Origin of the sequence: Mitsuokella jalaludinii (genome assembly GCF_928722185.1) — a bacterium.
Taxonomy (GTDB): Bacteria; Bacillota; Negativicutes; order Selenomonadales; family Selenomonadaceae; genus Mitsuokella; species Mitsuokella jalaludinii.
In genome coordinates this window covers 758,213-784,912 of sequence record NZ_CAKMXA010000001.1, presented here as the reverse complement: position 1 = coordinate 784,912, position 26,700 = coordinate 758,213, and the positions used below count along the sequence as shown (strand labels likewise).

Annotated in this window: 28 protein-coding genes; 22 read left to right on the top strand and 6 right to left on the bottom strand. The window is 61.3% G+C overall.

Features of this window, described 5'->3' with window-relative positions:
• Positions 1 to 117 precede the first annotated feature (117 nt).
• The 19 genes from QDI87_RS03625 to QDI87_RS03535 all read left to right on the top strand — a co-directional run bounded on the left by QDI87_RS03625 (position 118) and on the right by QDI87_RS03535 (position 14,513).
• Positions 118 to 1,128: an HlyD family secretion protein gene (locus QDI87_RS03625; protein ID WP_278742254.1), complete on the top strand. Its 1,011-nt coding sequence runs from the start codon at positions 118 to 120 to the stop codon at positions 1,126 to 1,128.
• Entirely contained in the window at positions 1,125 to 2,306 is a 1,182-nt protein-coding gene (locus QDI87_RS03620) for an ABC transporter permease (RefSeq protein WP_270843291.1), read from the top strand. The genes QDI87_RS03625 and QDI87_RS03620 overlap by 4 nt, the downstream gene beginning before the upstream one ends.
• Positions 2,303 to 3,493: an ABC transporter permease gene (locus tag QDI87_RS03615; RefSeq protein ID WP_270843289.1), complete on the top strand. Its 1,191-nt coding sequence runs from the start codon at positions 2,303 to 2,305 to the stop codon at positions 3,491 to 3,493. The genes QDI87_RS03620 and QDI87_RS03615 overlap by 4 nt, the downstream gene beginning before the upstream one ends.
• 67 nt (positions 3,494 to 3,560) lie before the next feature.
• Entirely contained in the window at positions 3,561 to 4,352 is a 792-nt protein-coding gene (locus tag QDI87_RS03610) for an acyloxyacyl hydrolase (protein ID WP_278742252.1), read from the top strand.
• A gap of 250 nt (positions 4,353 to 4,602) precedes the next feature.
• Positions 4,603 to 5,031: a competence type IV pilus major pilin ComGC gene (locus tag QDI87_RS03605; RefSeq protein WP_051652252.1), complete on the top strand. Its 429-nt coding sequence runs from the start codon at positions 4,603 to 4,605 to the stop codon at positions 5,029 to 5,031.
• Between the two features lie 102 nt (positions 5,032 to 5,133).
• The gene (locus QDI87_RS03600; RefSeq protein WP_255240450.1) at positions 5,134 to 5,583 is read left to right on the top strand and encodes a prepilin peptidase; all 450 of its coding nucleotides are present in this window, start codon (positions 5,134 to 5,136) and stop codon (positions 5,581 to 5,583) included.
• Positions 5,580 to 6,080 (top strand): pilus assembly FimT family protein, encoded by a 501-nt coding sequence (locus QDI87_RS03595; protein ID WP_036377873.1) that lies wholly within the window; start codon positions 5,580 to 5,582, stop codon positions 6,078 to 6,080. The genes QDI87_RS03600 and QDI87_RS03595 overlap by 4 nt, the downstream gene beginning before the upstream one ends.
• Positions 6,077 to 6,511 carry a hypothetical protein gene (locus QDI87_RS03590; protein WP_055160220.1) on the top strand — a complete coding sequence of 145 codons (435 nt, stop codon included), beginning with the start codon at positions 6,077 to 6,079 and terminating at the stop codon, positions 6,509 to 6,511. The genes QDI87_RS03595 and QDI87_RS03590 overlap by 4 nt, the downstream gene beginning before the upstream one ends.
• Positions 6,495 to 7,016, top strand: coding sequence for a hypothetical protein (locus QDI87_RS03585; RefSeq protein ID WP_055160222.1), 522 nt, complete (start codon positions 6,495 to 6,497; stop codon positions 7,014 to 7,016). Before QDI87_RS03590 ends, QDI87_RS03585 begins: the two co-directional genes overlap by 17 nt.
• Before the next feature lie 17 nt (positions 7,017 to 7,033).
• The gene (locus tag QDI87_RS03580) at positions 7,034 to 7,453 is read left to right on the top strand and encodes a hypothetical protein (RefSeq protein WP_226867429.1); all 420 of its coding nucleotides are present in this window, start codon (positions 7,034 to 7,036) and stop codon (positions 7,451 to 7,453) included.
• Positions 7,428 to 8,669, top strand: a complete 1,242-nt coding sequence (locus QDI87_RS03575) for a PilN domain-containing protein (RefSeq protein ID WP_278742250.1) — start codon at positions 7,428 to 7,430, stop codon at positions 8,667 to 8,669. Before QDI87_RS03580 ends, QDI87_RS03575 begins: the two co-directional genes overlap by 26 nt.
• Before the next feature lie 17 nt (positions 8,670 to 8,686).
• Positions 8,687 to 9,307 (top strand): type 4a pilus biogenesis protein PilO, encoded by a 621-nt coding sequence (locus QDI87_RS03570; protein ID WP_255240447.1) that lies wholly within the window; start codon positions 8,687 to 8,689, stop codon positions 9,305 to 9,307.
• 94 nt (positions 9,308 to 9,401) lie between these two features.
• Positions 9,402 to 10,559, top strand: coding sequence for a chorismate synthase (gene aroC / locus QDI87_RS03565; RefSeq protein WP_278742249.1), 1,158 nt, complete (start codon positions 9,402 to 9,404; stop codon positions 10,557 to 10,559).
• A 5-nt stretch (positions 10,560 to 10,564) separates the two neighbouring features.
• Complete coding sequence (locus QDI87_RS03560; RefSeq protein WP_278743370.1) at positions 10,565 to 11,095, top strand: shikimate kinase; 531 nt, start codon at positions 10,565 to 10,567, stop codon at positions 11,093 to 11,095.
• A complete protein-coding gene (gene aroB, locus QDI87_RS03555) occupies positions 11,088 to 12,176 on the top strand; it encodes a 3-dehydroquinate synthase (protein ID WP_278742248.1) in 1,089 nt (362 codons plus the stop codon). Before QDI87_RS03560 ends, aroB begins: the two co-directional genes overlap by 8 nt.
• A 134-nt stretch (positions 12,177 to 12,310) precedes the next feature.
• The gene (gene rplS / locus QDI87_RS03550) at positions 12,311 to 12,652 is read left to right on the top strand and encodes a 50S ribosomal protein L19 (RefSeq protein ID WP_036377891.1); all 342 of its coding nucleotides are present in this window, start codon (positions 12,311 to 12,313) and stop codon (positions 12,650 to 12,652) included.
• Positions 12,653 to 12,712: 60 nt separating this feature from the next.
• A complete protein-coding gene (gene lepB, locus QDI87_RS03545) occupies positions 12,713 to 13,234 on the top strand; it encodes a signal peptidase I (RefSeq protein WP_036377894.1) in 522 nt (173 codons plus the stop codon).
• A 17-nt stretch (positions 13,235 to 13,251) separates the two neighbouring features.
• Positions 13,252 to 14,007, top strand: coding sequence for an exodeoxyribonuclease III (locus tag QDI87_RS03540; RefSeq protein WP_055160233.1), 756 nt, complete (start codon positions 13,252 to 13,254; stop codon positions 14,005 to 14,007).
• On the top strand, positions 14,004 to 14,513 hold the full coding sequence (locus QDI87_RS03535; RefSeq protein WP_055160235.1) for an NUDIX hydrolase: 510 nt from the start codon (positions 14,004 to 14,006) through the stop codon (positions 14,511 to 14,513). The genes QDI87_RS03540 and QDI87_RS03535 overlap by 4 nt, the downstream gene beginning before the upstream one ends.
• A gap of 118 nt (positions 14,514 to 14,631) precedes the next feature.
• On the opposite strand, the gene QDI87_RS03530 is transcribed toward QDI87_RS03535, so the two are convergent.
• Positions 14,632 to 16,644 (bottom strand): molybdopterin-containing oxidoreductase family protein, encoded by a 2,013-nt coding sequence (locus QDI87_RS03530; protein WP_278742246.1) that lies wholly within the window; start codon positions 16,642 to 16,644, stop codon positions 14,632 to 14,634.
• A 166-nt stretch (positions 16,645 to 16,810) separates the two neighbouring features.
• Between QDI87_RS03530 and QDI87_RS03525 the strand changes: the two genes are divergently transcribed.
• Positions 16,811 to 18,436 (top strand): peptide chain release factor 3, encoded by a 1,626-nt coding sequence (locus QDI87_RS03525; RefSeq protein WP_036377902.1) that lies wholly within the window; start codon positions 16,811 to 16,813, stop codon positions 18,434 to 18,436.
• A 61-nt stretch (positions 18,437 to 18,497) separates the two neighbouring features.
• Here the strand turns inward: QDI87_RS03525 and QDI87_RS03520 are convergent, their stop codons facing one another.
• From QDI87_RS03520 to QDI87_RS03510, 3 genes are all read right to left on the bottom strand, one after another.
• The gene (locus tag QDI87_RS03520) at positions 18,498 to 18,941 is read right to left on the bottom strand and encodes a MarR family winged helix-turn-helix transcriptional regulator (RefSeq protein ID WP_278742245.1); all 444 of its coding nucleotides are present in this window, start codon (positions 18,939 to 18,941) and stop codon (positions 18,498 to 18,500) included.
• A 3-nt stretch (positions 18,942 to 18,944) separates the two neighbouring features.
• On the bottom strand, positions 18,945 to 20,093 hold the full coding sequence (locus tag QDI87_RS03515; protein WP_244881838.1) for an MFS transporter: 1,149 nt from the start codon (positions 20,091 to 20,093) through the stop codon (positions 18,945 to 18,947).
• A gap of 169 nt (positions 20,094 to 20,262) precedes the next feature.
• Positions 20,263 to 21,027, bottom strand: coding sequence for a DUF4931 domain-containing protein (locus QDI87_RS03510; protein WP_055160244.1), 765 nt, complete (start codon positions 21,025 to 21,027; stop codon positions 20,263 to 20,265).
• Between the two features lie 238 nt (positions 21,028 to 21,265).
• Here QDI87_RS03510 and QDI87_RS03505 point away from each other — a divergent pair, with 238 nt between their 5' ends.
• Both QDI87_RS03505 and QDI87_RS03500 read left to right on the top strand, forming a co-directional pair.
• Entirely contained in the window at positions 21,266 to 22,921 is a 1,656-nt protein-coding gene (locus tag QDI87_RS03505; protein ID WP_036377950.1) for a putative polysaccharide biosynthesis protein, read from the top strand.
• 35 nt (positions 22,922 to 22,956) lie between these two features.
• Positions 22,957 to 23,835 (top strand): diacylglycerol/lipid kinase family protein, encoded by an 879-nt coding sequence (locus QDI87_RS03500; protein WP_036377909.1) that lies wholly within the window; start codon positions 22,957 to 22,959, stop codon positions 23,833 to 23,835.
• 122 nt (positions 23,836 to 23,957) lie between these two features.
• Here QDI87_RS03500 and QDI87_RS03495 read toward each other — a convergent pair whose 3' ends face one another.
• The gene (locus QDI87_RS03495) at positions 23,958 to 25,205 is read right to left on the bottom strand and encodes an ATP-binding protein (RefSeq protein WP_278742243.1); all 1,248 of its coding nucleotides are present in this window, start codon (positions 25,203 to 25,205) and stop codon (positions 23,958 to 23,960) included.
• 91 nt (positions 25,206 to 25,296) lie between these two features.
• The gene (locus tag QDI87_RS03490; RefSeq protein WP_278742241.1) at positions 25,297 to 26,568 is read right to left on the bottom strand and encodes a tRNA(Met) cytidine acetate ligase; all 1,272 of its coding nucleotides are present in this window, start codon (positions 26,566 to 26,568) and stop codon (positions 25,297 to 25,299) included.
• Between the last annotated feature and the right edge of the window lie 132 nt (positions 26,569 to 26,700).

The window sequence follows — 26,700 nt, the reverse complement described above, 5'->3', positions numbered from 1 at the left end:
GCATGCGCCTGCATCATGGGCTGACGCATGCCGTTATTTGAACGTGTTCAAATAATAGGAGATGAAAATATTGAGGTGAGGAACATGAGAAACAAGAAGACGATGAGGATGATGGGGATGAAAAAATGGGAGCGCATCTTGGCGCTCTGCCTGGCCATGCTGATGACGCTGCTCATCTGCACGGGCTGCGGCAGGACGGCCGATGCCGACAAGACGACATGGGGCCGCGCGGATGCGAAGGAGATCGACGTCAACTCGAAGATCGCGGGCCGCGTCGTCGCGCTCTACGTCAAGGAGGGCGATACAGTCAAGGAAGGGCAGGTCATCGCGCGCATCGACAAGCGCAGCCTCGAGGCCCAGAAGGCCGAGGCTGAGGCCAGCATCCGCGCCCTGCGCGCCCAGCAGGCACAGGCGTCCGTGACGACGAACATGGAGTCGGGCACGACTTCGTCGGCCGTCTCGCAGGCGCAGGCCACGGCGGACAAGGCGCGGGCGGACCTCGCGCTCTCGCAGGCCGACCACGACCGCTATGCGGAACTCCTCGCGCAGGGCGCCGTCTCGCGCCAGACGTTCGACCAGTACGACACGAAGTACCAGACGGCGCAGGCCACCTACGCGCAGGCGCAGGCGGCAGTCAACCAGGCACAGGCCGGCACGCTGCAGACGGACGCTTCGCGAGCCAATGAGCAGGCGCTGGCGATGAAGCTGGAGCAGGCGGAGGCCACGCTGCAGAACATCGAGGTATCGCTCGACGAGACGGAGATCCGCGCGCCGTTCGACGGTGTCATCACGCAGAAGTACATCGAAGAAGGCTCGATGATCTCGAATGGCACGCCGCTCGTCGCGGTGCAGGACCCGCAGGACAACTGGGTCGACATCAAGGTGCCGGAGACGGAGCTCTCGAAGTACGCCGTCGGCCAGCAGGTCAAGCTCATCGGCCGCGATGGCAAGACGGAAGTCACGGGCACCATCACGGATATCAGCAAGAAAGCGGAATTCGCGACACAGCGCGCGACGAGCGAGCGCGGCGATGAGACGGATATCGTCAGCTTCAACGTCAAGGTACAGGTCGACTCCGATGTCCTGCGCCCGGGCATGCGCTTCCGCCTGGCCGGTGATGCGTCATGACACGGCTGCTCGCGGCACTGCGCACGATCTATGAGGTCGCGGCCGATGAGTTCTGGTACCTCGTGAAGGGCAGGCCGCCCGTGGCGCTCGTGCCCTTCATCGTGCCGCTCGGCTTTGCCGTGCTCTTCGGCTTCGTCTATCAGCAGAACGTCGTCAACCACATCCCGATGGTCGTCTGGGACGAGGACCAGTCGGCGACGAGCCGTTCGCTGATCCAGGCCTACACGGATGCGGACCGCTTCGACTTCGTCGCGCAGGTCGACACAGAAGAGGAGATGATCGATGCGCTCCACGCGGGCGAGGCGCGCGTGGCCCTGGCCATCCCGAGGGACTTCGACAAGGAGCTCAAGTCGGGGCAGGGCACGGACTTCCTGCTGATGGTCGACTCGTCGAACAACATGTTCGGCAATGCGGCCATCAGCGCCTCGCAGGAGGTCAGCCGCTCGTTCTCTGTGGCGGCGGGCCAGCAGCTGCTCGAGAGCCAGGGCCTGCTGCCGGATGACGCCATCGTATCCGTCTATCCCGTGCGCATGGGCGTGCGCATCCTCGGCAACCCGGCCAACGGCTACGCGTCCTTCATGCTCTCGGGCCTCATGATGAATGGCCTGCAGATCGGCATCATGCTCTCGCTCGCGCCTGCGCTCGTCACGGAGCTCTTCAGGCGCCGCTTCGCCGATCGGAATGCCTTCCTGATCCTGCTCGGCAAGAGCCTGCCGTACTGGTGCTTTGCGCTCACAGCCTACGTGCTCGCGCTGCTCGTCGTCATCTACGGCTTTGCCGTGCCGATGCGTGGCAGCTGGGCGGAGGCCGTGCTCTTAGGCGCTGCCTTCATCTTCTTCGTCAGCAGCGTCCTGCACGTCTTCTCGGCCTGCTGTCCGACGCGCGTGCTCTCGCTGCAGGCCCCGATGGTTTACATCATGCCGGGCCTGCTCTACAGCGGTCTCTCGTGGCCGAACTTCGACATGAGTGACATCGCTTCAATGCTCGGCATGCTGATGCCGATGACGTACGGCGGCGACACGCTGCGCGACATCCTGCTGAGCGGCACGGCGCCCGCGCTCTACAAGAACTGTCTGGTCATGCTCTTGGGCGGTCTCGGCTGCCAGCTCGTGGCCTCGCTGCTCTTCTACCTGCGGCGCAAGCATCACTTCTGGACCGGAGAGGAGGGGTCCGTATGAAGGATCTGCTCTTGGCCATCCGGCGTGAATTCCTCACGGCCCTGCACGACCCGCGCCGCCTCGTCTTCCTGTTCGGCGCGGCCGTGGCCTACCTCATCGTCTTCGGCCTGCTCTACGTGCCGAACATCGTCAAGGATGTGCCGTGCGTCGTCTACGATGCGGAGAACTCGCACTTCTCGCGCGAGCTCGTCCGCGACATCGAGAGCAGCGACAGCATGCGCGCCGTTCTCTTTGTCGACAGCGAGGAGGATATGCGCGAGGCGCTGCGCCAGAAGCAGGCGTATGCGGCCATCGAGATCCCGGCGGACTTCTCGCGCAAGGTCAAGACAGGGCAGAGCGCCGAGGTGCTCTACATGGCCAACGGCGCGAACATCATCCTGACGAACATCACGAGCTCGGCCATGCAGGACATCCTCGCCGACTTTTCGGACCGCTTCGCCGCAGAGCGCACCGCCCTGCGCACGGGTGGCGATGAGGAGCTCTTGCAGCACATGATCTCGCCGGTCCACGCCCATCTGCGCGTGCTCTACAACACGACGCAGGGCTACATGTTCTTCTTCCTGCTCGGCCTCGCGATGGTCGCGTTCCAGCAGGGCATCCTCTTCGCCGTCGGCGCGGCGATCTGCGGCGAGTACGAGCAGCTGCGCGCGGGCGAGGGCGACTGGCAGGGGCCTTCGTGGCTGCTGCTCGTCGCCAAGCTCGTGCTCTACTTCGTGCTCGCCATGCTCTCGTACCTGCTCGTCACCGTGCTCGTGCAGTACGTCTTCGCGATACCGCTGAAGGCGCCTCTTGGCACATTGCTCGGTTTGGCCGCTGCCTTTATCATCGCGGCGATGAGCTTCGCCATCTTTGCCTCGGCCATCTTCCCGCGCGAGATGGAGTTCGTGCGGGCCATCATCATGTACCCGGTGCCGGCCTTCATCCTGTCGGGCTACACCTGGCCGCAGGAGTCGATGCCCGCTTGGCTGCAGACGGTCGCCGAGGCGTTCCCGCTCTCGTGGTTCTCGAACACCGTGCGCGAGCTCTTCCTCGCGGGCCATTCGCCGCGCCTTGCCGGCGACTATCAGGCGTTCGCTGTGCTCACGGCCGTCTTCCTGAGCCTCGGCGCCATGCTCTTCTGCTGGCGCATGCGGCGCTACCGGCGCGCGGCAGCTCAGGCACCGGAGCAGACGGTGGAAAGGAATTGAGAGGCGGTTGCATCTGTGATAGAATAAGACAAAGATACAGAAATCGAGAAAAGGATGGCGCATCATCATGGCAATGAAACACGATACCGCACAGAAACCATCAAAGTGGAGCTGCGCACTGCTCGCTCTGCCGGCAGCGGCCCTCAGCCTTCTCGCTTGGCAGGCGACGGCTCTGGCCGCCGAGCCAGTGGATGCTGCAGTGAATCAGACAGCAGAAAACGCAGGACAGGCGACGCAGCAGGAGGCGGGCAAGACAGAGGCAAAGCAGCCGCAGAGGCTCCATGTCGAGCCGGTCAAGGCAGCTGAGACCGCCAAGATGCCGTCCGCAACGACAGCGCCGACAACTGCAGAGCCCGCGGCCAAGAACGCCGAGCCGCGCAAGGATATCGAAGTGCAGCTCGAGTATCTCGAGGGCCGCTTCTTCAAGAAGCGCGATGTCGATCTCTACAACGTGCATGTCTACCGCCAGTACAAGGAGCTCGGCGCTCTCTCGCTGCACTACGGCCTGACGTTCGAGCGCGCGACGGGCAGCACGACGGAGGATGATATCTGGCGCGATGCTGAGGCCGTCGGCTTCGGCCCATCTTACATGATGCGCTGGACGAAGCACGTCTCGGGCAAGCTCGACGGCTCCGTCGACGCTTCGGGTAGCCTGATGGCCTACAACCACGCACATCCGGGCAATGGCCGTGCCTACGGTTTCCTCTGGCGCATCGGCCCGCGCCTGACGTATCACTACACCGACCGCGATTCGTTGAGCCTTGCCTACCTCTTCCATCATTCGTCGAACGGCATGGGCACCCACAATCCGGGCTACAACGGCGTCGGCTTCTCGCTGGGATTCACGCACTGGTATTGAATCACATAGCTGTTTGCTATTCCCTGAAAGAGCACCTTCTCTTAGAATCGGTATTCTAGAGAGGGTGCTCTTTTTTACGAATAGCTATTTGTAATAATATAAATATTTTAAATCTTTGCAGGATTTAGAGGCATCCACCTAGAAGAATATAAATATCCGCTGGATGTGGACAAGTCGGGTGTGGGAATGTGTACACCGTATCAGCTCCGGAGGCGGAGCAGAGTATTTGATTCGAGAGGAGGATTCTTTCATGCAAACTCGACAGAATGAAGCAGGTTTCACCTTGATCGGCATGCTGATTGCCGTGGGCATCGTGGCAATCCTCGCGATGATTGCCGTACCGAAATTCACTTCTGCCATCACGTCGGCCAATACGGCCAAGATCCAGTCTGACTTGTCCACACTGGACACAGCGATTGCCGTCTATGAGATCGATACGGGCAAGACGCCGGGGGCAATCGCGGACCTGAAGGATTATCTGCAGGATACGACGATAGCGCCGCCGAAGGGGAAATGCTACTTAGAGGGTGCAGCTACAGAGATCACGGCTAAAGAGTACACAATCGATACGGCGAACAGCAGGGCACTTTGCCAGGGCAAGACCGTCGGTGCATTCACAAAAGAGAAAAGAGCTGCAGATGTGAAACCGGAAAGTGGAAATACTGGTACAGGTGGTTGAGTAATGGCTAAGCAACTGTCCTTACAGGTATGCATCATTATCATGATGATACTGTTTTTGATGTTTGCCGGCCTGTCACTGGTTGACATGGAGTGCCTTGCGATGGCCCGCGGTGGTCTGTTCTGCGTGTTTTTGCTCGCCATGGCAGTCATTGACTTCCGCACAGGACTGCTGCCGGATAAGGGAAATCTCTATCTGGCCGCTCTCGGTCTGGTGATGGCTGCAATCGTGGGCAGTCTGCGGGATGCACTCTTGGGCGCTTTGCTCGGCGCAGCCCTGCTCTTTGCTCTGCGCACGCTGTCGCGCGGCGGCATCGGGCTCGGCGACGTCAAGTATGCGGCGGCCTTCGGCATCTGGCTCGGCTGGCAGGGGACATTATTGGCTCTCATGCTGGCCTTTGCTCTCGGGGCCTGCCTGGCGCTCGTCTTGCTCGGCATTGGGCGGCTGGGCCGTCGGGACAGGCTGGCTTTTGGCCCGTTCCTGTCGGCGGGGGCATACCTGAGCTACATCGGCAGTGCGGCATTCTGGTCTGCCTATGAGGTCCTGCTATGAAGGAGCATGGCTCTCTGCTCATTGAGGTCATCATCGCCTGCGCCGTCCTCGCGGTGTTTGCGATGGTGGCGCTGCCGAACGGGCTGGCAATCTACCGCGAAGCGGCAGTGGAGTACGAAGTGCAGTGCCTTCTGAGCGATATCCGCTACATGCGCGAGGTCTCGCGCACGACGGAACGCTGGCCGAAGAGCATGGAGCGGAGAGATGCTTATCAGCTGCCGCTGCGCCGCCAGGCGCAAATGCGATTCCGGCGCGGCGGCTACACCATGCTGGCTGGTTCGGCTGTGCACAGCAGCCATGATTTCCTGCCAGGTATCGTGATCACGGGGCGCTTTGCCACAAGCTCGAGGGACGGCATTGCTCTGACGTTTGGTGATGACGGCCTCTTGGCGACACCGTGCACGATGTTGATCTACATGGAGGGCCATCCGCAGTCGGCGCGCAAGCTGATCCTGAGTGCGGGCGGCCGCTGCCGCGTGGAGAGGAGTGTAAAATGACGCGATGGTCGGATGCGAGCGGCTTTTTCCTGCTCGAGACAATGGGGGTGGCGGCCGTGCTCATCGTGATGGCCGGTGCCCTGATGCTTTTCCGCCAGGGTGTGCTCATGGAGGAGCAGACTCGTTTCGAGGCGGCGGCGACTTGCTTGGCGGAGTCAGAACTGGCTTACATCGAGTACCGCGCCACAGCTGGAACACTGACAGAAGGCGCGTCTGAGCGCAGGGAATACGTCGTGTTCTCACCGGCTGCCATTGGATCTGCCACTGAGGATGAAACGGGAGGTGACTTCCTGCTCCGCACGGATATCCAGCGGATGGAGCAGGAGGGCACCTATCTCGCTGCCGTGACCGTCGCATGGCAGACGCGCGGCGGGCGACAGCACAAACAGTCGTATCAGAGGAGGGTAGGAGTGTATGAAAGGGAGCCGTAACACATCGGGATTCATCCTGCTCGACATGCTCGTCTCTCTGCCCATCCTCGTCTTTCTCCTGGCAGCGATGGGGGCCATGGCAGTCATGGCCTTCCGCGCTGCCTTTTTCATGATGGCGGACAGTGAGCTACAGCAGGAGGTCCAGATGGCTGTGCGCCAGGTAGCTGAAGACGCGCGGACCTCGTATGCAATCCGAGGCTTCACGAAGGACGAGAAACCTGGCTACACCTTCTATCAGTACCGCTCGCCGGATGAAGCTTCCTCGAGTACGTTCCGCACGCAATACTGGGTCCATAAGGTGGGGTCTGTAGACAAGCTCGTCTGGAAGGATGAGATGCGTCCGCTGACGGGCAATCACTCGCTGGCGGGCGTCGACATCACGGCATTCTCCTGTAGCGAGGTCGCACCGCGCCTGCACGAGATACGGCTGACGGGCAGGAGTCGCGTGACGCGCCACAGCTACACACTTGCCGTCTGTGTCTACGGGCCAGAGCGGATGGATTAGTGAAGGAGGGAAAGGCGATGGGACGGGAGAGCCAGCAGGGGTCGGCTGTCATCTGGGCGCTTCTAGTGACAATATTTGCCATGATGCTCGCCACGGCCGTCTGCTACACAGCCTACAACAGCCGGAAGATGGCGGCCTCATACGAGCGCGAAGTGACACTGCGTTTGGCGGCAGAGGCAGCCTTGCTGGAGGCCTTGCAGCGTGTCGAGAAGGAGCCTGTTCTCGTCGATACAGGCATGATAATCGCGCCGCGCGAGGTCGAGACGGAGAAGGGCACGCTCGTCGTGCAGGCCGCAGCGGAGCAGAAAGCGGGCTCTTACTGGCTCGTCGCTGTGGCGCGCGAGAAGTCGGGTGACGTCTGGCAGCGCCATAAGATTGCGCGAGCCCGCTTAGAGAAGAAGGAGGATGGCTATGTCTGGAAGGGAAGGAGCCGCTGAGGCACGCGGCAGGATGGGGAGTATGCAGGCGCTCTGCCGCGGCCTGCTGGCAGCGTGGCGCAGCAGAGATGCAGTCCGTGAGAGCAGCTGGCTCTGGGATGGGTGCCGTCGCGTCGTCGGGATTGCCGAGGCCTCCGGAGGCAGGGCTCTGCTCTTTGCCGAGCTGCTGGCAGAGGGCGAGTCGTATCAGCTCGTGCGCACGGCAAAAGAGCAGCTTGCAGGCGATGTCACGATGGCGGAGGCCGCTGCCATGCGCGCCAAGCGGGAAGGCTGGCAGGCGCTTGACTTCGCTGTCTGTCTGCCAGATGAGGTGGTCCGCTTCTATGAGATGGAGCTGCCGCCTCACATGGAAGGAGACGAGTGGCGCGAGGCGGCGCACTGGGAACTCGATGCGCGCCTGATGGCCGAGGGGCTCGATGCTGATGCGTATGCGATGGCTTATCGCCGCCAGGGCGAGGTTTCTGTGATGCTCGCCGCTGCTGAGCATCAGTATCTGGAAGGCCTCCAAGCAGGTTTTGCTTCACAGGGCATCACCCTGCGCGGCATGGCTGCTCTTGCGCCTGATGATGGCAGCGGTGAGGCTCTGCTGGCCGAGCACGGCCTGGAGCTCTTGCCGGCGCAGCGCATGTTCCTGCCGGCGATCGCCGCTGCCCTTGCTGCGCTTTCGGACGAGCCGGTTCTGAGCCTGCGGCTTTGGGGCGAGATGATTCCGAGGCGTCACTTCCGCTACCGTCGCCTGGCCGCTCTCTGCTGCGCCGTGACATTCCTCATTCTCTTTGCCGCGGCTTTTTTTGATACGCGGGCCTATTTCGAGGCGAAGCGCGACTGTGAGCGGGAGGAGCAGGCGCTCGCACTGCTGCAGCGCGACGAGAAGACGATGAGGATGACGGCGAAGCTGCAGCAGGAAATCCAGCAGCGCGATGCGAAGGCAGCGCGCCTCGTGGAGGGCGCCATGCCCTGGTACAGCGTGATGGTCCATCTCGGGCGGCCGGAGCTGCAGACGGAAGGCGTATGGCTCAAGTCCGTCGCGCTGCGACAGGACAAGAAGATCGAGATACGCGGCGCGGCGCTCAGCTACGGCGCGCTCTCCTCGTTCCTGCAGTCCTTCGAGGCGGACCGGGACTTCTTCCCGCAGGGGCCGATACTCGAGGAGTCAGCAGAGGAAACGGGAGCAGAGAAGCCTGGCATCGCATTCCGCATCAGCTTGGGCATCTAGCGTAAAGGGGGCTGGGTATGGTGAAGGGAGTAAAATGGCTGAAGCATTGCGGCGGGGAAGGACGCTTTTCCCTCGGCTGCTGTCTCACATGCTTCGCGGCACTGTTGCTCTATCTGTTCTTCGTGCACCTGCCGTTGCAGGAGGCATGCGCGTCGTACGAGGGGCGGCGGGCGGAACTGCGCGGGCGTCTGGCCGCTGTCATGAACTTCAAGAATGTGCACGGCGATATGGCGGCGTACGCCAAAGAACTCTCAGATCGGGAGGTGCGCGCGCAGCGCGTGCTGCCGATGAGCCTCGGGCAGGGCGTCTTCTTGCAGGAGCTCCAGCAAAAAGCCCTGCAGAGTCAGGTGAAGCTCCAGAAAGTCGTACCAGCTGAGACGCGCACGGTGGACGGCGTGCAGCAGATGCCTGTCAGCATATCCTGCAGCGGCTCGTACTTTGCTGTGCTTGACTTCCTGCGCCGTATGCAGCAGTCAGAGCGCCTGCTCTCCATCCATGAGACACGCATCGAGCAGCGCACGGAAGCGCAATCGGAAGTCGGGGCGCTTCAGTGTCAGCTTGTTGTCACAGCCTACGCCTGGCCACAGGGCGGCGCGCAGGATGGGATGGAAGGCGAGGAAGGAATGTCTCGTGAGTGATGACATCTGGATGCTGAAATAAGACCTTGATTTATAGGCTCGTATCCTTTACACTGTAATCAATAATGATTTGAAATACGTGAGGTGTATGAATATGAGCGAATTGCGTTTTATGACAGCAGGCGAATCACACGGTTCGTGCCTGACGGCTATCTTAGAGGGCCTGCCAGCCGGTCTCAAGCTAGATCTCGATGCAATCAACAAGGACTTGGCGCGCCGCCAGCAGGGCTACGGCCGCGGCGGCCGCATGAAGATCGAGAAGGACAAGGTCAACGTCCTCTCAGGCGTGCGCTTCAATGAGACGATTGGCGGCCCCATCACGCTGCAGGTCGTCAACCGCGATTTCCAGAACTGGGGCGAGCGCATGGCGGCGTTTGGTGAGCCGGCCGGTGAGAAGGTCACGGCAGCACGCCCGGGCCATGCGGATTTCACGGGTATCCGCAAGTATGACCGCAAAGATGTGCGCGACATCCTCGAGCGCTCGAGTGCGCGCGAGACGACGATGCGCGTGGCCGTCGGCGCTGTCTGCAAGGAATTCCTCAAGGCGCTCGGCATTACGGTCGTCTCGCAGGTCACCTGCATTGGCGGTGTCGCCATCGACCCGGCGAGGGTTGACCGCGCGAAGCTCGGCACGGATATCTCGGACCTCAACTGCTACGATGCGGAGGCTGAGGCGAAGATGAAGGCGAAGATCAAGGAGGCGCGCAAGGCGGGCGACACGCTCGGCGGCATCTTCGAGATCACAGTGCGCGGCCTGCCGGCAGGGCTAGGCAGTCACATCCAGTGGGACCGCCGCCTCGACGGCAAGCTCGCCGGCGCGCTGATGTCGATTCAGGCCATCAAGGGCGTGGAGATCGGCGCAGGCTTTGACTGCGCTATCCTGCCGGGCAGCCAGATCCACGATGAGATGTTCCTCGATGCGGCGGGCAAGGTCTACCGCAAGACGAACCGCGCGGGCGGTCTCGAGGGCGGCATGACGAATGGAGAAGAGCTCGTCGTCAAGGCGGCGATGAAGCCAATCCCGACGCTCATGCAGCCGCTTCATTCAGTCGATATCGAGAGCCATGAGGAAGTGCTGGCCTGCAAGGAGCGCAGCGACACGTGTGCCGTCTCGGCGGCCTCTGTCGTCGGCGAGGCGATGACGGCCTTCGTCATGGCCCAGGCCATCTGCGACAAGTTCGGCTCGGATGCGATGGTGGACCTCCAGGCAGCTCTCGCCGCCTACAAGGCGCGCATCGGGAAGGAATGGTGATGGCGGTGAAGAACATCGTGCTGATCGGCTTCATGGGCACGGGCAAGACGAGCACGGGCCGCGTGCTCGCGCAGCGGCTCGGCGCAGCCTTCCTCGACCTCGACCAGGAGATCGAGCGTGAGGCGGGCATGGCCATCCCCGACATGTTCGCGCAGAAGGGGGAGGCGTACTTCCGCGCGCGAGAGCACGAGATGGTCGAGCGCGTTGCAGGGCGCAGGAACGCCGTCATCTCGACGGGCGGCGGCACGGTCAAAGATCCCCGGAATGTAGCAGCTTTGCGCGAGAACGGCGTCATCGTCTGCCTGCAGGCAGACGTCGAGACAATCCTCGAGCGCACGGCCAGCAAGGGCGAGCGACCCGTTCTCGACAAGGAGGACCAGGGCAACCGCCGCCTGGCAATCGAGAAGCTCATCGAGGAGCGGCGCGAGCTCTACCGCCAGGCGGACTTCTCGGTCGATACGAGCAAGCTCTCGCCGCTGCAGGTCGTCGAGGAAATCCTTCATTATCTGAAAGCAAGAGGTGTCGTCCATGCGTAAGGTACGCGTCGCTCTCGGAGAAGAGAGCTATGATATCGTGATCGGTTACGGTCTGGAACAGGAACTTCGGGCATTCGTGCAGGGAGCCGGCTTTTCGCGCCAGGCCATGCTCGTGACAGACAGCAACGTGGGACCGCTCTACGGCGAGAACGTTCGCGCCATCCTAGAGGCCGGCGGCCTCTCGGTGACGGTCGTGACGATTCCCGCCGGTGAGAGTTCCAAGAGCCTCGCTGTTGCGGAGAAGCTCTACACGAGGGCTATCGAGCTCGGCCTCGACCGCAAGTCGCCGATCTTTGCGCTCGGCGGCGGTGTCGTCGGCGACCTCGCAGGGTTCATCGCGGCGACGTACATGCGCGGCGTTCCGTTCGTGCAGTTGCCGACGAGCCTCCTGGCGCAGGTCGACTCGAGCGTCGGCGGCAAGGTGGCCGTCAATCACGCACTGGGCAAGAACCTCATCGGGGCCTTTTACCAGCCTGAGGCCGTATTCATGGACCTCGCCATGATGAAGACGCTGCCGAAGCGCGAGATCTACACGGGTCTCGGCGAGATCATCAAGTACGGCATCATCTACGATGCGGCGTTTTTCGCGTATCTTGAGCAGCATGTGCAGGACGTGTTGTCGCTTGAACAGGAAGCCGCCGTCCACATGATTGCGCGCTCGTGCGAAATCAAGGCGGCTGTCGTCAGCCAGGACGAGAAGGAGAGCGGCCTGCGCCGCATCCTGAACTTCGGCCATACGATGGCACATGCCATCGAGAAGGAGACGGGCTACCTGCGCTACAATCACGGCGAGGCTGTTGCAATCGGCATGGTCGGCGCGGCGGACATCAGCGCGCGCCTCGGCATGATAGAGGAGGCGGATGTCGCGCGCGTCACAGCGCTCATCGAGCGCCTGCACCTGCCGACTGTCGCGGAGGGCTGCACGGTCGACGCGATGTATCAGGATATCTTCCACGACAAGAAGACCATCAACGGCAAAGTTAACTGGGTCCTCATGAAGGGAATCGGCGAGGTGACCTGCCGCAACGATGTGCCGGAAGACATCGTGCGCGCTGCGATGGCCGCGCGCATCGGCAAATGACAGGCATAGATCAAAAAATTTGTGAAGGGCGGTTGAAACCGCCCTTTTTTTATGGTATGCTATCTAGGTATATGGACGGTCCTCTGAGTGAGCATCGGGCTTGCCATGAACGTCTGACATCAAGGAGGAAAAAAATGAACATCATCGAAACCTTAGAAAAAGAACAGCTCCGCTCGGATATTCCGGATTTCGCACCTGGTGACACGGTCCGCGTCCATGCCAAGATCGTCGAGGGCTCCCGCGAGCGTATCCAGATGTTCGAGGGCGTCGTCATCAGCCGTCAGGGCACGGGTGTCCGTGAGACGTTCACGGTTCGCCGCATCTCCTACGGTATCGGCGTTGAGCGTATGTTCCCGGTACATTCCCCGCGCATCGAGAAGATCGACGTTCTCCGCAAGGGTATTGTCCGTCGTGCAAAACTCTATTATCTGCGCAACCTTACGGGTAAAGCTGCTCGTATCAAAGAAAAACGCTAATCTGCGTACGGTAGGGACTGCTTTGGCAGTCCCTATTTGTTTGTGAACAGGAGGAACACTATGAGTTCATTGGGAGAAGAGGCTAAAGACTGGGTCATATCCATTGTCATCGCGATTGTCCTGGCCTTCATCATCCGTCAGTTCGTTGTCGAGCTCTACATCGTCGACGGCCCGTCGATGCGCCCGACTCTGCAGTCGCAGGAGAGGCTCGTCGTCAACAAGTTCATCTACGATTTCCGCGCGCCGCAGAAGGGCGAGATCCTCGTCTTCGAGTATCCGCGCGATACGAGCCGCGACTTCATCAAGCGCGTCATCGCGACGCCGGGTGACACCATCGAGATCAAGGATGGCCGCGTCTACGTCAACGACCAGATGCTCGATGAGGACTACATCCTCGAGAAGACGCGCAGCGAGTACCCGAAGGCGACGGTGCCACAGGGCACGGTATTCGTCATGGGCGATAACCGCAACAACTCGGAGGACAGCCGCTTCGCCGATGTCGGCTTCGTGCCCTACAAGCTCATCAAGGGCAAGGCCGTGCTCGTCTTCTGGCCGCTCAGCGCGTTCAAGACGCTGCCTTGACGGGGAGGGACGTATAGATGAAGTGCATTTCCTGGAATGTCAATGGCCTTCGGGCCTGCCTCAAGAAGGGCTTCATGGAGTCGTTCGTGAAGCTCGATGCAGATATCTTTGCACTGCAGGAGACGAAGATGCAGCCTGAACAGGCCATCCTCGACCTGCCGGGCTACAAGCAGTACTGGAACAGCGCGGAGCGCAAGGGCTATTCGGGCACAGCGGTCTTCTCGCGCATCGAGCCGCTTTCGGTGACGTACGGCCTCGGCATCGAGGAGCACGACCACGAGGGCCGCGTGATCACGCTGGAGTTGCCTGACTGCTACTTCGTGACGGTCTACACGCCGAACTCGAAGCGCGGACTCGAGCGCCTTGCCTACCGCATGGAGTGGGAGGATGCGTTCCGCGCGTATCTCGTGACCTTAGATGCGAAGAAGCCCGTCATCGTCTGCGGTGATCTCAATGTCGCGCATGCGGAGATTGACCTCAAGAACCCGAAGACGAATCACCGCAATGCGGGCTTCACGGATGAGGAGCGCGGCAAGTTCACGGAACTCCTGGATGCGGGCTTCATTGACACGTTCCGCGCACTTTACCCGGACCGCGCGGGCATCTACACGTGGTGGTCCTATCTGCGCAAGGCGCGTGAGACGAATGCGGGCTGGCGCATCGACTACTTTGTGACGTCGGCGCGGCTGCGCGAGAAGATTGCGGATGCGACCATCCACAACGAGATCTTCGGCAGCGACCACTGCCCGGTCGGACTGGAGCTCAGAGCATGACAGCGACAGCTCTGGAGAAGGGCCGCAAGAAGACGAATCTGACGACGCTCTGCTACATCGAGCAGGACGGCAAGTACCTGATGATGCACCGGGTCAAGAAGGCGCATGACATCAATCACGACAAGTGGATTGGCGTCGGCGGCCACTTTGAGCCGGATGAGACGCCGGAGGAGTGCCTGCTGCGCGAGGTGCGGGAGGAGACGGGGCTCGTGCTCGACTCGTTCCGGCTGCGCGGCATCATCACGTTCATGTCGGACAAGTGGCAGACGGAGTACATGTTCCTCTACACGGCAGATGCGTTCCACGGGCAGCTCGTCGGCCGCGACGACTGCCGCGAGGGCACGCTCGAGTGGGTGGCGAAGGATGCGGTCTACGACCTGCCCATCTGGGAGGGAGATAAGATCTTCTTCCGGCTGATGGAGCAGCAGGAGGCGGTGTTCTCGCTGAAACTCCGCTATGTGGGAGATGCGCTCGTCGAGAAGGCGCTGGATGGAAAGGCGTTCTGAGGTGTGAAGAGCGTTCGTCAAATGAGATAGGAAAACCCGGTACGAGCCAATCCTCGTACCGGGTTTTGTTTTGCATCGTGTGGGGCGGGCGAGGGCACCTGCTCCGGCTTCGCCGAAGTCAGCCTTTTTCTATCGTTACGCTGACGTCGTAGAAGGTGCTGCCGCCGTCTTTGTCGGTGAGGCGCATGGAGGTCAGGCGGTTGGTGTTGCCGTCTTTGGTGTAGCACTGCCACCAGACGCCTTCGGTGACGAGAGTGCCGCGCTTGACGCGGTCGGAGGTCTTGATGGTGAAGTGGGCTTGGCCGCGCTTATTGCGGGCTCGGACGGGGTCGCCGTCCTGGAGACTGCGTTCGGCGGCGTCGTCTGGGTGGATGAGGAGTGTCATGACGCCATCGCGCGTGAGCTCTTCGCGTTCGTTGAAGGAACTGTCGAGGATGCGCATGTCGGGGGCGTTGATGAGTGGGAAGGGCTCTGCGTCGCCGTGGGGCGGGAAGTAGTCGGGCAGGGATGGCTGGCAGGCTGGATTCTCGATCTCGATTCTCTGGGAGGGTGTCTGGAAGTCCATCTTGTAGTCTTTGGGCAGAGGCAGGTTGACGGGGCGGCAGTCTCGGAGCTGCTGGAGCGCGTCGTCGCCGAGAGGCAGGGGCCAGGCTCTCTTTGTGCTGGCGATGAGCTCTTCGACGAGTTCTTCTTCACTCTTGTCGAAGATGGGGTCAGCAAGGTGCATGGCTTTTGCGAGCAGGCGGGCGGTCTGCCAGTTGCTCTTGCTCTCGCCGACGGGCGGGATGACGGCCCGGGCGCGCTGAATGGCGTAGTGGCCGTAGGAGTAGTAGATGTCTTCGCTCTCGAGCGAGGTGGTGGCGGGTAGGATGATGTCGGCATAGCGGGCGGTGTCTGTGAGGAAGCGCTCATGGACGACAGTGAAGAGGTCCTCGCGCTCTAGTCCCTGCATGACGCGGTTCTGGTCGGGGGCGGTGCAGGCAGGGTTGGAGGAGTAGACGTAGAGTGCCTTGATGGGCGGCGTCAGGCTTGCATCGTTGAGCGCGTGTCCGAGCTCGCACATGTTGATGTGGCGCACGCCGGGACGCTCGAGATCAGGGCGACGGATGATGCTCTTGTCGAAGGCGTGGCTGCCAGAGGCGGAGGTCAGGAGGCCGCCTCCCTTTTTTGCATAGGCGCCGACGAAGGCGGGCAGGCAGGTGATGAGGCGCGTCGTCATGGAGCCGTTGGTGTAGCGCGACTGGCCGCTGCCGAGACGGATGAAGGGGGCGCGGGCACGTCCGTAGGCGCGCGCGAAGCTGCGGATGTCTTCAGCGGGGATGCCGGTGATGTCTGCGGCGGCTTCTGGCGTGTAGCGCGGCAGGATCTTGCGTTCGAGTGCTTCGGCACCCTGCACATGCCCGCGCAGGAAAGCGCGGTCGCAGAGGCCTTCTTTGGTAAGCACGTGCAGCACGGCGAGGGCGAGAGCACCGTCGGTGCCGGGCCGCGGGCAGAGGAAGGCGTCGGCACAGTCGGCCGTCTTCGTGCGGTACGTGTCGATGCAGTAGATCCTGGCACCTCTTTGGCGGGCAATCTCGATGTCGTGGCGGAAGTGGATGTCGGTCGCGAGCATGCTGATGCTCCAGAGTATGATCATGTCGCTTTCTTGTGCCTCCTGCGGGGCAGTCGGCAGCGTCGCGCCCATGACATCACGGTAGCCGCGGCTCTTGGCCGGCGCGCAGATGGTGCGGTCGAGACTCGTGGCGCCGAGCGCGTAGAAGAGCGCATGACCGGCGCTGTAACCAATCGTGCCCATCGTGCCGGCATAGGAGTAGGGCAGGATGGCCTCGGCGCCGAAGTCATCGATGATGGACTGCCAGTGCTCGGCGATCTCAGCGATGGCCGCATCCCAGCTGATGGGCTTGAAACGTCCTTCCCCCTTCTTGCCGATGCGCTTCAAGGGTGTCATGATGCGTCCCTTGGCGTGGACGGTGCGCTCGTAGTGGGCCATCTTGGGGCAGAGCGTGCCGCGCGTGAAGGGGTGATTGGGGTCGTCTGCAATGTGGACGGCGCGGCCATCCTGCACGGTGACGAGCAGACCGCAGCAGTCGGGGCAGTCGTAGGGGCAGACGGACGGCTTGATTTCGTTCATAAGAACCTCCTGTAGGCAGATGTGAGATGTCTCTATTATACCATAGCTCATGGCCGGACGCCTCATGCAGGAAAAATGGGATTGCAGGAGGAGAAGGCTCTATGATAGAATGGTAAGCAGTGCAATTTGACCTGTATCATTCATATATATTGGGAGGAAAAGGATTTTGTCAGCTTTAAGCGAAGAACTCGATAAGGAAATCAAGAAGCGCCGCACGTTTGCGATCATCTCGCACCCGGATGCCGGTAAGACGACGCTGACGGAGAAACTCTTGCTCTACGGTGGTGCCATCCACCTCGCGGGCTCCATCAAGTCGCGCAAGACGCAGCGCCATGCGGTGTCGGACTGGATGGAGATCGAGAAGCAGCGCGGTATCTCGGTCACGTCGTCGGTGCTGCAGTTCGACTACGCGGGCTGCCGCATCAACATCCTCGATACGCCGGGCCATCAGGACTTCTCGGAGGACACGTACCGCACGCTCATGGCCGTCGACAGTGCCGTCATGGTCATCGATGTCGCGAAGGGCGTCGAGGCGCAGACGAAGAAGCTCTTCAAGGTCTGCAAGCAGCGCGGCATCCCCATCTTCACGTTCGTCAACAAGCTCGACCACTACGGTAAGCTGCCGATCGACATCATGGACGAGATCGAGAACGTGCTCGGCATCCGCTCGTATCCGATGAACTGGCCAATCGGCCAGGACGGCCAGTACATGGGCGTCTATGACCGTCGCAACAAGAAGGTCCTGCTCTTTGCCGCTGATACGACGCACGGCCAGGAGGCGCGCATCGCCGATGTCTACGAGCCGGATGACCCGGCTGTCATCGAGCGCATTGGTGAGGATACGTGGCAGGCCCTGCAGGACGACATCGAGCTGCTCGACGAGGCCGGCGAGGCGTTCGACATGGAGAAGGTCAATTCAGGCGAGCTCACGCCGATGTTCTTCGGCTCGGCCATGACGAACTTCGGCGTGCAGGACTTCCTCGAGGGCTACATCCGCATGGCGCCGACGCCGCAGCCGCGTCTGTCGAGCGATGGCCTCATTGCGCCGGACGACGAGAAGTTCTCGGGCTTCGTCTTCAAGATCCAGGCCAATATGAACCCGGCACACCGCGACCGCCTGGCCTTCATCCGCATCTGCTCGGGCAAATTCGAGCGCAACATGAGCGTCTGGCATGAGCGCTCGGGCAAGATCATCAAGCTCGCGCAGCCGCAGCAGTTCCTCGCGCAGGACCGCCAGATCATCGACACGGCCTACCCGGGCGACATCGTCGGTCTCTTCGACCCGGGCATCTTCGGCATCGGCGATACGATCTGCGACGAGAGCCACAAGTTCAAGTACGCTGACTTCCCGGTCTTCCCGCCCGAGAAGTTCGCGCGCGTACAGGCGAAGGATACGATGAAGCGCAAGCAGTTCGTCAAGGGCATCGAGCAGCTGACGCAGGAAGGCGCTATCCAGCTCTTCCAGCAGGCAGGTGCCGGCATGGAGTCGTACATTGTCGGCACAGTCGGCACGCTGCAGTTCGAGGTCCTCGAATACCGCCTCAAGAACGAGTACAACGTCGACATCACGATGAACATGCAGCCGTATGAGGTCGCGCGCTGGCTCGCCTTCAAGGACGGCCGTGAAGTCACGCCGGCTGCTCTCAAGGGCGCCGACCGCGGCATGTTCGTCTACGACCGCAAGGGCAACCCGGTGCTGCTCGTCAGCAACGAGTGGGCACTCGGCTGGATCATGGACAACAACCCGGACCTCATCCTCAATCACGTGCCGTTTGACCGCAAAGAGGCTTGAGCCGCAGCTTCTCTTGCATCAAAAAACCCCAGACAGGGCGAAAGCCTTGTCTGGGGTTCTTTTATTCTGCGGATAAGTTCCGCTGGATGCGCAGCATCACATCGTTGAGGCCCTGCAGCATTTCGGGTGAAAGGCCCTGCAGAGCCTTGCGGCGGTGTTCGGCCACGGCGCTGGACAAGTCGCGGTGGGCTTGTGCGCCCTTTTCCGTGAGCTCGATGAATTTGCCGCGGGTATTGGGATGGGCGACGCGCGTAATCAGGCCTTTCTTCTCCATCTTCGTCAAGGTCTTGGAGATGGCCGCGGGCTCTACGCCCAGGTATTGGCTCAGTGCGGTCTGTGCACAGTCCTCGCGGTGATGGATCAGGTTCAGGATGGTCCATTCGGAGCTGTAGATGCCAGTGTCGGCAATCTCCTGATTCAGCGTCTTGGAGAAGAGCCGCATCGTCTGGTAGAGCTGATGAATCAGGCGGTCACTGTCGCTCTCCTGCCAGATGGTCTTGTCCATGGTTTACTCCTCTGCTTCTTCTGGCTGGCGCACCTGGCGGGCGAGGCGGTGCGTCAGCAGGCCGAATACCACGAAGGCGGCCATGATGGCGAGGACATAGCGGTACATGGTGATGTAGCCGACTGTGTCGGCCAGGCTGCCGAGCACGACGATGCCGGTGCTCGTGCCGATGTCCAGCATGTTGTAGAAGGTGGCACTGGCAGCGCTGCGGCGGTCTGCCCGGACGACATTGAGCATCCACGTCATGAGTGCTGGCAGCAGGAGGCCGGCACCGAGGCCGTAGAAGACGGAGGCGGTGAGCAGCATGGGCAGACTGCCTGCTGCGAGGATCAGGGCAAGGGCCACGCAGTAGAGCAGGGCTCCTGGAATTACGACGGCAAAGGCGCCGTAGCGGTCGAGAAGACGACCGCCGAACGGGCGGGACAGAAAGATGAAGACGGTTCCCACGATGAAGAACAGGCCGGCACTGCTGATGCCGGCCTCAGCGGCCATCATCGCGATGAATGTGTTGACGCTGCCGTAAGCGGCGCCGAAGAGGATGGTCAGGATGGCGGGGACGCCAGTCCCTGACTCATAGAGGCGGTTGCGGAAGGAGAGGTGCACGGCCGGCACGGGGAGCGCCGGTTCCCTCTCGGCTGTGCGGTCCTGGCGGGCGGCAAGAAGCGCTGCGAGCGTCGCGACGCCAGAAGCGATGAACAGGGCCCAGGGGCTGATGTCGGAAAGCAGCACCAGGCCGAATGCCGGAGCCAGTGCCATCGCGATCGTGCTGCCCAGGCCGAAGTAACCGATGCCCTCACCGCGGCGCGAGGCCGGGATGACGTCAGCGACCAGCGCTGCGGCGAAGGTCGTGCTGAGCCCAAAGCCGAAGCCGTGGATGACGCGGGCGATGACGATGGCACCGACGGAATCCAGCAGTGCGTATCCTGCCGTTGCCAGCAGGGAGAAGAGAAGGCCGGCATAGAGACAGGTCTTCTTGCCGAAGGCGCGCACGCCGGTGTCGGTGAAGAGGCGGATGAAGATGGCGGAATACCCAAAGATGCCGGCAATCAAGCCGATCTCTGAGCCAGATGCACCCAAGCTTGCCACGTAGATGGGCAGGGTGGGGAGCAGGATATGGAATCCGGCAAACAGCAGGCCATTTGCCGCAGTCAAAGCAATGAAATCTCGGGACCAAAGTTTTTCTGTTGTCATGAAGACGACCACTCCTTTTCAATATGAATATTAACTAGTTAATTTACGTTGCGTTAACTAGTTTAATCTATTTGGCGCACTTTGTCAAAGGATAAATGTTGACATATCCCTGGCTGGAGTGCGTGGGTGTTCAGAAATAGCGCTGCCGGATGGCGTGGATGGCTTCATCGAGGCTGCTCGGGCGGAAGTGGATGCCGTAGCCGACGAAGATCGGCGGCGTGGCGAAGCGCGGCAGGAGCTTGACGGCGATACGCCCGCCGAGGTCGTAGAAGAAGATGTTGTAGCTCTGCGTCTGGCTGCCGAAGTGATGCGTGAGGAAGTCGACGATGATCTGGATGAAGTCTGCCGTCGTGTCGATGGCAGCTGACGTGAGCTTCTTTGGCAGGATGTTGAACTCCCAGAAGCCGATGCGCGGCACGTCGGAGACATTGAGGATGACGCCGTCGCGCTCATGGATGGCGGGGCCCCGGAATTCTTCGGGGTGGCAGAGCAGCTCCTTCTTCACGTGTGGAAGGCCGACGAGCTGCATGTGGGGGTGGCGGATGGTGCCGCCGGAGAGCGGTCCGTAGTTCTTGAAGAAGAGCACGGCCTCATAGCGGCCGCTTTCTCTGAGCTCCTGCCACATGCGGAGCCCGAAGCGGATGAGCGCGTGCATGTGCTCCTTCGTGTAGGCGGGCATGTCGCTCTTGCATTCGCGCCCCTCGATGAGCACGAACTGGTCGGCGCCTTCAATGACATTGTATTTGTTGCGCAGGAAGATCATGTCGCCCTCCGTTGCGATGACATCCGTCAGGTTCGCGCGGTCGCAGAACGGGCAGGCCTGCTCGCGGTGGCGTATTGTTTCGGGTTTATGGCGGGCTGCGCTGACGTCGAAGCCCATGAGATTGATGTCCATGCTGCTTTCCTCTCTATATTTGTCAAGAAACTACTGGATTGATTCGTCCAATAATGATATAATCTCAATGTTGAGTACCATTATAGCGGTATACGGACGTTTTTGCAATTTGAGAGAGGCGGGGGAACCTGCCTTTCTTCTTTCCTAGTTCCAGCTGGTTCCAGCAGTTTTCGCAAATCTATGCACGTAGGCGGTGTTTTCCATTAGCAAGCAAGATGTAGAGGCAAATGTGCAGTCGGTGCAGCAGCCTCAGAAGTCCCCGGAAGCGGGGAAGAAGTCCAGCAAGGGAGAGTCCTTCCTCAAGGGCACGTTCATCCTGACGATTGCCGGCTTTGTCGTCAAGGTCATCGGCTCCCTCAACTGGATCTTCGTATCGCGTATCCTCGGCGGTGAGGGTATCGGCCTTTACCAGATGGCCTTCCCAATCTATTTCTTCGCGATGACGGTCTCACAGGCCGGCGTGCCGGTGGCCATCTCCATCATCACGGCGGAGCGCGTGGCGCTCAAGGATATCTATGGCGCCAAGCGCGTCTTCCGCATCTCGATGGGACTGATGCTCGTCACGGGCCTTTTATTCTCCATCCTGACGTATTTCGCAGCGGACTGGCTCATCGAGTGGCACTTCATCCGCGATGCGCGCGCGTACCTCTCGATGGTCGTGCTCGCGCCGACGGTATTCTTCGTGACCTTCCTCGCGGCTTCGCGCGGCTATCTGCAGGGCTGGCAGCGCATGACGCCGACGGCCGTCTCGCAGATTGTGGAGCAGATCTTCCGCGTCATCACGATGATCCTCCTCGCGCAGCTCTTCCTGCCCTGGGGACTCGAGTACGCTTCGGCCGGCGCTTCGCTCGGCGCACTCGTCGGCGCGGTCACGGGCCTCATCGTGCTCGTCTACTACCACTGGAAGCTCGACCGCGATATCGAGCGCGACTACGGCCACGACATAAAGCCCTTGCCGGGCACGGAGCACGAGTCCATCCTCAAGATCATGCGCCGCATCTTCATGTTGTCGCTGCCAGTCTCGGCGGCGAGCATCATGTTGCCGGTCGTCTCGAACCTCGACCTCATGATTGTGCCGCAGCGTCTCGAGGTCGCGGGCTACAGCGTCAATGAGGCGACGGAGCTCTTCGGTTACCTGACTGGCATGGCGGTGCCGCTCGTCAATCTCTCGTGCATCATCACGGCTTCGATGGCCATGAGCATCGTGCCGGCCATCTCGGAGGCGCGGGCCCTGCGCGACATGAAGCGCGTCTACAATCAGACAGCGGCTTCGGTGCGCATCTCGAACTTTGTTTGCTTCCCGGCCTTTGTCATCGTCTTCGTGCTCGCGACGCCAATCTCGTCGCTCATCTACAATGCGCCGGGCGCCGGCCCGGCCGTCATGATCTCGGCCTTCAGCATCGTGCTGCTCGGCCTGCATCAGGTCTCGACAGGCATCCTGCAGGGCCTTGGCCATCCGACCATCCCGATGGTCAACATGATCCTCGCGGCGGCGGCCAAAGTCATCCTCAACTGGGAACTCACGGCGCTGCCATGGCTCGGTATCATGGGTGCGGCCTGGGCGACTGCGGCGGACATGGGCGTCGCGGCCATCATCAACCTGTTCTTCATCTACAAGTTCATCGGCTACCGTATGGAGATCCCGCAGCTCTTGAAAACGCTGTTTGCCGCGGCAGTCATGGCGGTCGCCGTCTACTTCTTCTATGACTGGACGATGGCCTGGTGGAATATCGGTGCCATCTCGACGTTCGGCGCGGTGTTCTTCGGCTGCTTTGTCTACATCGCGGTCATGCTGCTCGTCGGCGGCCTGCTCGAGGATGACCTCGCACGCATGCCGATGATCGGCCGCATCGGCATCCGCATCCTGCGCCGCATCGGCGTATTCAAATCGTGAGAATATCATTTCGGAATAGATAGGGGGAACGCATCTTGAAGAAGCTCGTGCTCTTCTACAATCCTGTTTCAGGGCATGCGGCGTTCAAGAATAAGCTCGACTGGATGGTCGAGGCTTTTCAGCGCCGCGGCATCCTCGTCGTCTTTTACCGCACGCGCAAGGAGGGCAATGAGGCCTTCATCCCGTTCGTGCGCGAGGTGAATCCTGACGGCCTGCTCGTCGCAGGCGGCGACGGCACGGTCCATGAGATCGTCAACCTCATGATGAGGGGCCATCTCGACTTGCCGCTCGGCATCATCGGCAGCGGCACGTCGAATGACTTTGCGACGTATCTCGGCGTCAATGCGGACCTTGAGGCGTACCTCGATACCATCGTCTCGGGCCGCTCGCGCCGCGTGGACCTCGGTCTCGTGGACGGCACGTACTTCATCAATGTCGCGAGCGGCGGCGCGATGGCCTGCATCGCGCACGAGGTCAATGTGCGCATCAAGAATTCGCTCGGCAAGATGGCGTACTACCTCAAGGGCATCGGGGATCTGCCGAAGTTCCGCTACTTCCCGCTCAAGATTGAGGCGGATGGGGCGCATTATGAGCTCGAGACGTTCCTCTTCGTCATCATCAATAGTCCGGTCGTCGGCAGCATGAAGAATGTGGCGCGCGGTGTGGCGGTCGATGACGGCAAGCTCGATCTGCTGTCAATCGGCAAGTGCAGCATCCCGAAGCTCATGAGCATCACGGCAGACCTCATCGCGGGCAAGCCGGTGTCGGAGCGGGAGAACGTACTGCACGTGCAGGCGAAGTCGTTCCACATCGAGTCGGGCATCTCAGTCGAGAGCGACATCGACGGTGAGTGCGGGCCGATGTTGCCGCTGCGCATCGAGACCGTGCCGCGGGCAGTGGCGATTTACTGCTGAAACACACCTACAACTGCATATAAAAAGGCTGCGCATCATGGTTACGATCGATGCGCAGTCTTTTTCAGTATGGAATGGGTGTGCGTTCCGGCTTCAGCGTTCAGCCGAATGGTACCCCGGTATTATGCATCGTGATCATCGAGCTGGCCGAGGTAGTGGGCGACGAACTGCTGGGCGGTGCGGCCGCTGCGGCCGCTGTGGGTCATTTCCCAGCGGACGCCTGCGATGCGCAGTTCTTCTGGCGTCAGCTTGATGCCCTCTTTGCGCAGCATGTGGTCGATGATGGCGAGGTACTCTTTCTGGTCGGGAGCGTAGTACTGGATGATCAGGCCGAAGCGGTCGGAGAGGGAGATCGTCTCGTTCATGCTGTCGTCGCGGTAGACGTCGTCCTGGCTCTCGCTGCGGTCGCGCCAGCTCTCGCGGATAAGGTGGCGGCGGTTGGAGGTAGCGTAAATGAGGACGTTCTCGGGGCGCGATTCGACGCCGCCCTCGATGGCGGATTTGAGGTACTTGTACTCGGCATCGGATTCCTCGAAAGAGAGATCGTCGAGGAAGATGATGAAGCGCTTGCTGGCGAAGTAGCGCAGGGCGTCCATGATGTCGGGCAGGTGGCTGAGCTGGGGCTTGGTGAGCTGTAGGATGCGCAGGCCGCGGCTGTAGTAGACGTTGGCGAGGGCCTTGACGGCGGAAGACTTGCCGGTGCCGCGTGCGCCGACGAGCAGGACGTTGTTGGCGGGCTTGCGCTGGACGAAGGCTTCGGTATTGTCAATCAGCTGCTCTTTCTGGTGCGCGTAGCCGATGATGTCTTCCATCTGCATGGCCTCGAAGTGGCGGATGCCGATGAGGCGCTGGAGCTTCGCATCCCAGCGGAAGGCTTTGAAGGAGGCGATGTCGCCGTAGCCGAAGCTCTGGTAGTAGCGCAGCAGGGCCTCGGCGAAATTTTCGGCAGTGCGGGCGTTCTTGAGCAGCTCTTCGAGTGCGGTCGAGGCCTCTGTGTGGAGCGGCACGGTCGGCTTGTAGGCGTCGAGCAGTGTCAGGTCGAGGTAGAGGCTCGCTGGCTCAGTCAGGAAGGGCAGGAGCAGCGTGAGGTCGTGCAGGAAGGCCTGCTTGAGGCTCGTCCCGACGGGGCTGTCGTGCATCTCGATGGTCTGGGCAGCGAGGTTGGGGTCGTGCACGAGCAGGTAGATGATGTAGCTGCGCAGCAGGTTGCCGTGCAGGCCGACATCTTCAGTCGTCTCGATGATTTTCGCGGCGCACGGCCCTGTCTGGCGCTTGTCGCCGTCGAGCACGGCCATCAACGATTGGATGGCCGTGTCATCGAGCAGGCTGCGGCAGATCAGCAGTTTGTGCAGATTCGGGTATTCAGACATGGTAATTCCTCCTGATAAAATGCATGTGTTAGTGAGATAGTCTCCTCATTATACTCTGTATCGGTATGATTGTAAATGTGTAAACTGAGATTCAGGTATGTGAGGCGTTCGTGAGGAAGTGCGGCGAGCTGGTGAAATCGCTCTGCTTGAGGCTCGCGAGCGGCGCTTCTGCGGGCAAGGCCAGGGCGCGCAGTTCGGTGGCCTTGGTGTCGAGGGCGAGCATCGCCTGCAGCGGTGTCAGGCAGCCTTCGAGGCGCTGGCGGGAGTTGAGTGCGGCGCTGACCTTGGTGATGAGGGGGAGCGTGCTGCGCTTCTTGATCTCGTGCAGGAGCTCGCGGCCTGTTTCGTCAAAGGCGAGCACGCGCGCGTAGAGAGGGCCTGTCTCATCGGCGGTACGGGCAGCATGCTCCGTCGAACCGAGCAGCAGATGCGGGATGATGCGGCTGATACGGCTCGCGGGATAGCGGCTCGTGACCATCTTGGCAAGGAGTCCTGCAAGTGAACGGCTCTGTGCGCTCTTGGCGAGCAGCCGGTTCGCAAGCCCTTCCTGCAGGCCGAAGACCGCCTTGAGTTCGCCTTCCTGCATCGTCAGCAGCCGCGCGAGCAGGGGGGCAAAGAGACGCTCCGTCGAGGCAATCTCCGCGGGGCACGCCTGACGGATGGCAGCGTACGTCGCCTCGGGCAGGGACTCCTCCAGTGCCGCGAAGTCGGGCTGCGCTTTTGCGAGCTCTCTGCGGATAGCTGAGGCGCTGGCAAAGTGGCCGAGTGACGGCGCATGGTAGCCCGCGCCGCGCCGCGCGACTAGCAGCGGCTCGATGCCCGGTGCATAGCGCTGCAGTGCGCGCAGGTACTCGATGGCGAGGATGTTGTTGGGCTGCCGCAGAAGATCCGCCGCAAGGCCGCTCTCCTGCGCTAAGATCGCAGTCAGGGCTTTTGCGTATGAAGCGCCTGCGCGCAGGGCTTCATGGAGCTTTGCCTGCGTCTCTGGTGCGTCGATGGCGCGGGCTGCTGTCATGAGCGGCGTGAGTTCGGGGCATTCCGCGCCAAAGGAAAGCGTCTCGACACAGCCAAGCCCCTGTAGCAGCCGCACGCCCCCGCGCGCAAAGTCCTGGGCGCTGCGGCAGGCGAAGAGGAAGGGGAGCTCTAAGACGAGCTGACAGCCGCCGCGCACGGCGAGGTCCGCGCGTTGCCACTTGTCAAAGATTGCCGCCTCGCCGCGCTGCGTGAAACTGCCGCTCATCACCGCGATGATAGCCGCATCATCGTCAAAGCGGGAGCGCACGGATTCGCGGATGGCACGGAGCTGATAGGCGTGGCCCTGATGGAAGGGATTGTATTCGGCGATGATGCCAACGACATGCATAAGGAAGAGCTCCTTTCGTGTGATAACTAGATACGAATGTATGGCATGTACCACGATCGATTCGATGTATGAGGTACTTGCGACAAGGGCCGGAACATATCCCCCCGCTCCCTTGCTGATGCACCGAGCCCC

Bases quoted from the DNA above. Each gene is read 5' to 3' on its own strand.
- rplS (WP_036377891.1), top strand. From the start codon at position 12,311: ATGAACATCATCGAAACCTTAGAAAAAGAACAGCTCCGCTCGGATATT.
- aroB (WP_278742248.1), top strand. From the start codon at position 11,088: ATGCGTAAGGTACGCGTCGCTCTCGGAGAAGAGAGCTATGATATCGTG.
- QDI87_RS03495 (WP_278742243.1), bottom strand. From the start codon at position 25,205: ATGTCTGAATACCCGAATCTGCACAAACTGCTGATCTGCCGCAGCCTG.
- aroC (WP_278742249.1), top strand. From the start codon at position 9,402: ATGAGCGAATTGCGTTTTATGACAGCAGGCGAATCACACGGTTCGTGC.
- QDI87_RS03540 (WP_055160233.1), top strand. From the start codon at position 13,252: ATGAAGTGCATTTCCTGGAATGTCAATGGCCTTCGGGCCTGCCTCAAG.
- QDI87_RS03530 (WP_278742246.1), bottom strand. From the start codon at position 16,644: ATGAACGAAATCAAGCCGTCCGTCTGCCCCTACGACTGCCCCGACTGC.
- QDI87_RS03625 (WP_278742254.1), top strand. From the start codon at position 118: ATGAAAAAATGGGAGCGCATCTTGGCGCTCTGCCTGGCCATGCTGATG.
- QDI87_RS03620 (WP_270843291.1), top strand. From the start codon at position 1,125: ATGACACGGCTGCTCGCGGCACTGCGCACGATCTATGAGGTCGCGGCC.
- QDI87_RS03520 (WP_278742245.1), bottom strand. From the start codon at position 18,941: ATGGACAAGACCATCTGGCAGGAGAGCGACAGTGACCGCCTGATTCAT.
- lepB (WP_036377894.1), top strand. From the start codon at position 12,713: ATGAGTTCATTGGGAGAAGAGGCTAAAGACTGGGTCATATCCATTGTC.
- QDI87_RS03600 (WP_255240450.1), top strand. From the start codon at position 5,134: ATGGCCCGCGGTGGTCTGTTCTGCGTGTTTTTGCTCGCCATGGCAGTC.
- QDI87_RS03595 (WP_036377873.1), top strand. From the start codon at position 5,580: ATGAAGGAGCATGGCTCTCTGCTCATTGAGGTCATCATCGCCTGCGCC.
- QDI87_RS03580 (WP_226867429.1), top strand. From the start codon at position 7,034: ATGGGACGGGAGAGCCAGCAGGGGTCGGCTGTCATCTGGGCGCTTCTA.
- QDI87_RS03490 (WP_278742241.1), bottom strand. From the start codon at position 26,568: ATGCATGTCGTTGGCATCATCGCCGAATACAATCCCTTCCATCAGGGC.
- QDI87_RS03585 (WP_055160222.1), top strand. From the start codon at position 6,495: ATGAAAGGGAGCCGTAACACATCGGGATTCATCCTGCTCGACATGCTC.
- QDI87_RS03535 (WP_055160235.1), top strand. From the start codon at position 14,004: ATGACAGCGACAGCTCTGGAGAAGGGCCGCAAGAAGACGAATCTGACG.
- QDI87_RS03610 (WP_278742252.1), top strand. From the start codon at position 3,561: ATGGCAATGAAACACGATACCGCACAGAAACCATCAAAGTGGAGCTGC.
- QDI87_RS03510 (WP_055160244.1), bottom strand. From the start codon at position 21,027: ATGGACATCAATCTCATGGGCTTCGACGTCAGCGCAGCCCGCCATAAA.
- QDI87_RS03605 (WP_051652252.1), top strand. From the start codon at position 4,603: ATGCAAACTCGACAGAATGAAGCAGGTTTCACCTTGATCGGCATGCTG.
- QDI87_RS03570 (WP_255240447.1), top strand. From the start codon at position 8,687: ATGGTGAAGGGAGTAAAATGGCTGAAGCATTGCGGCGGGGAAGGACGC.
- QDI87_RS03615 (WP_270843289.1), top strand. From the start codon at position 2,303: ATGAAGGATCTGCTCTTGGCCATCCGGCGTGAATTCCTCACGGCCCTG.
- QDI87_RS03575 (WP_278742250.1), top strand. From the start codon at position 7,428: ATGTCTGGAAGGGAAGGAGCCGCTGAGGCACGCGGCAGGATGGGGAGT.
- QDI87_RS03590 (WP_055160220.1), top strand. From the start codon at position 6,077: ATGACGCGATGGTCGGATGCGAGCGGCTTTTTCCTGCTCGAGACAATG.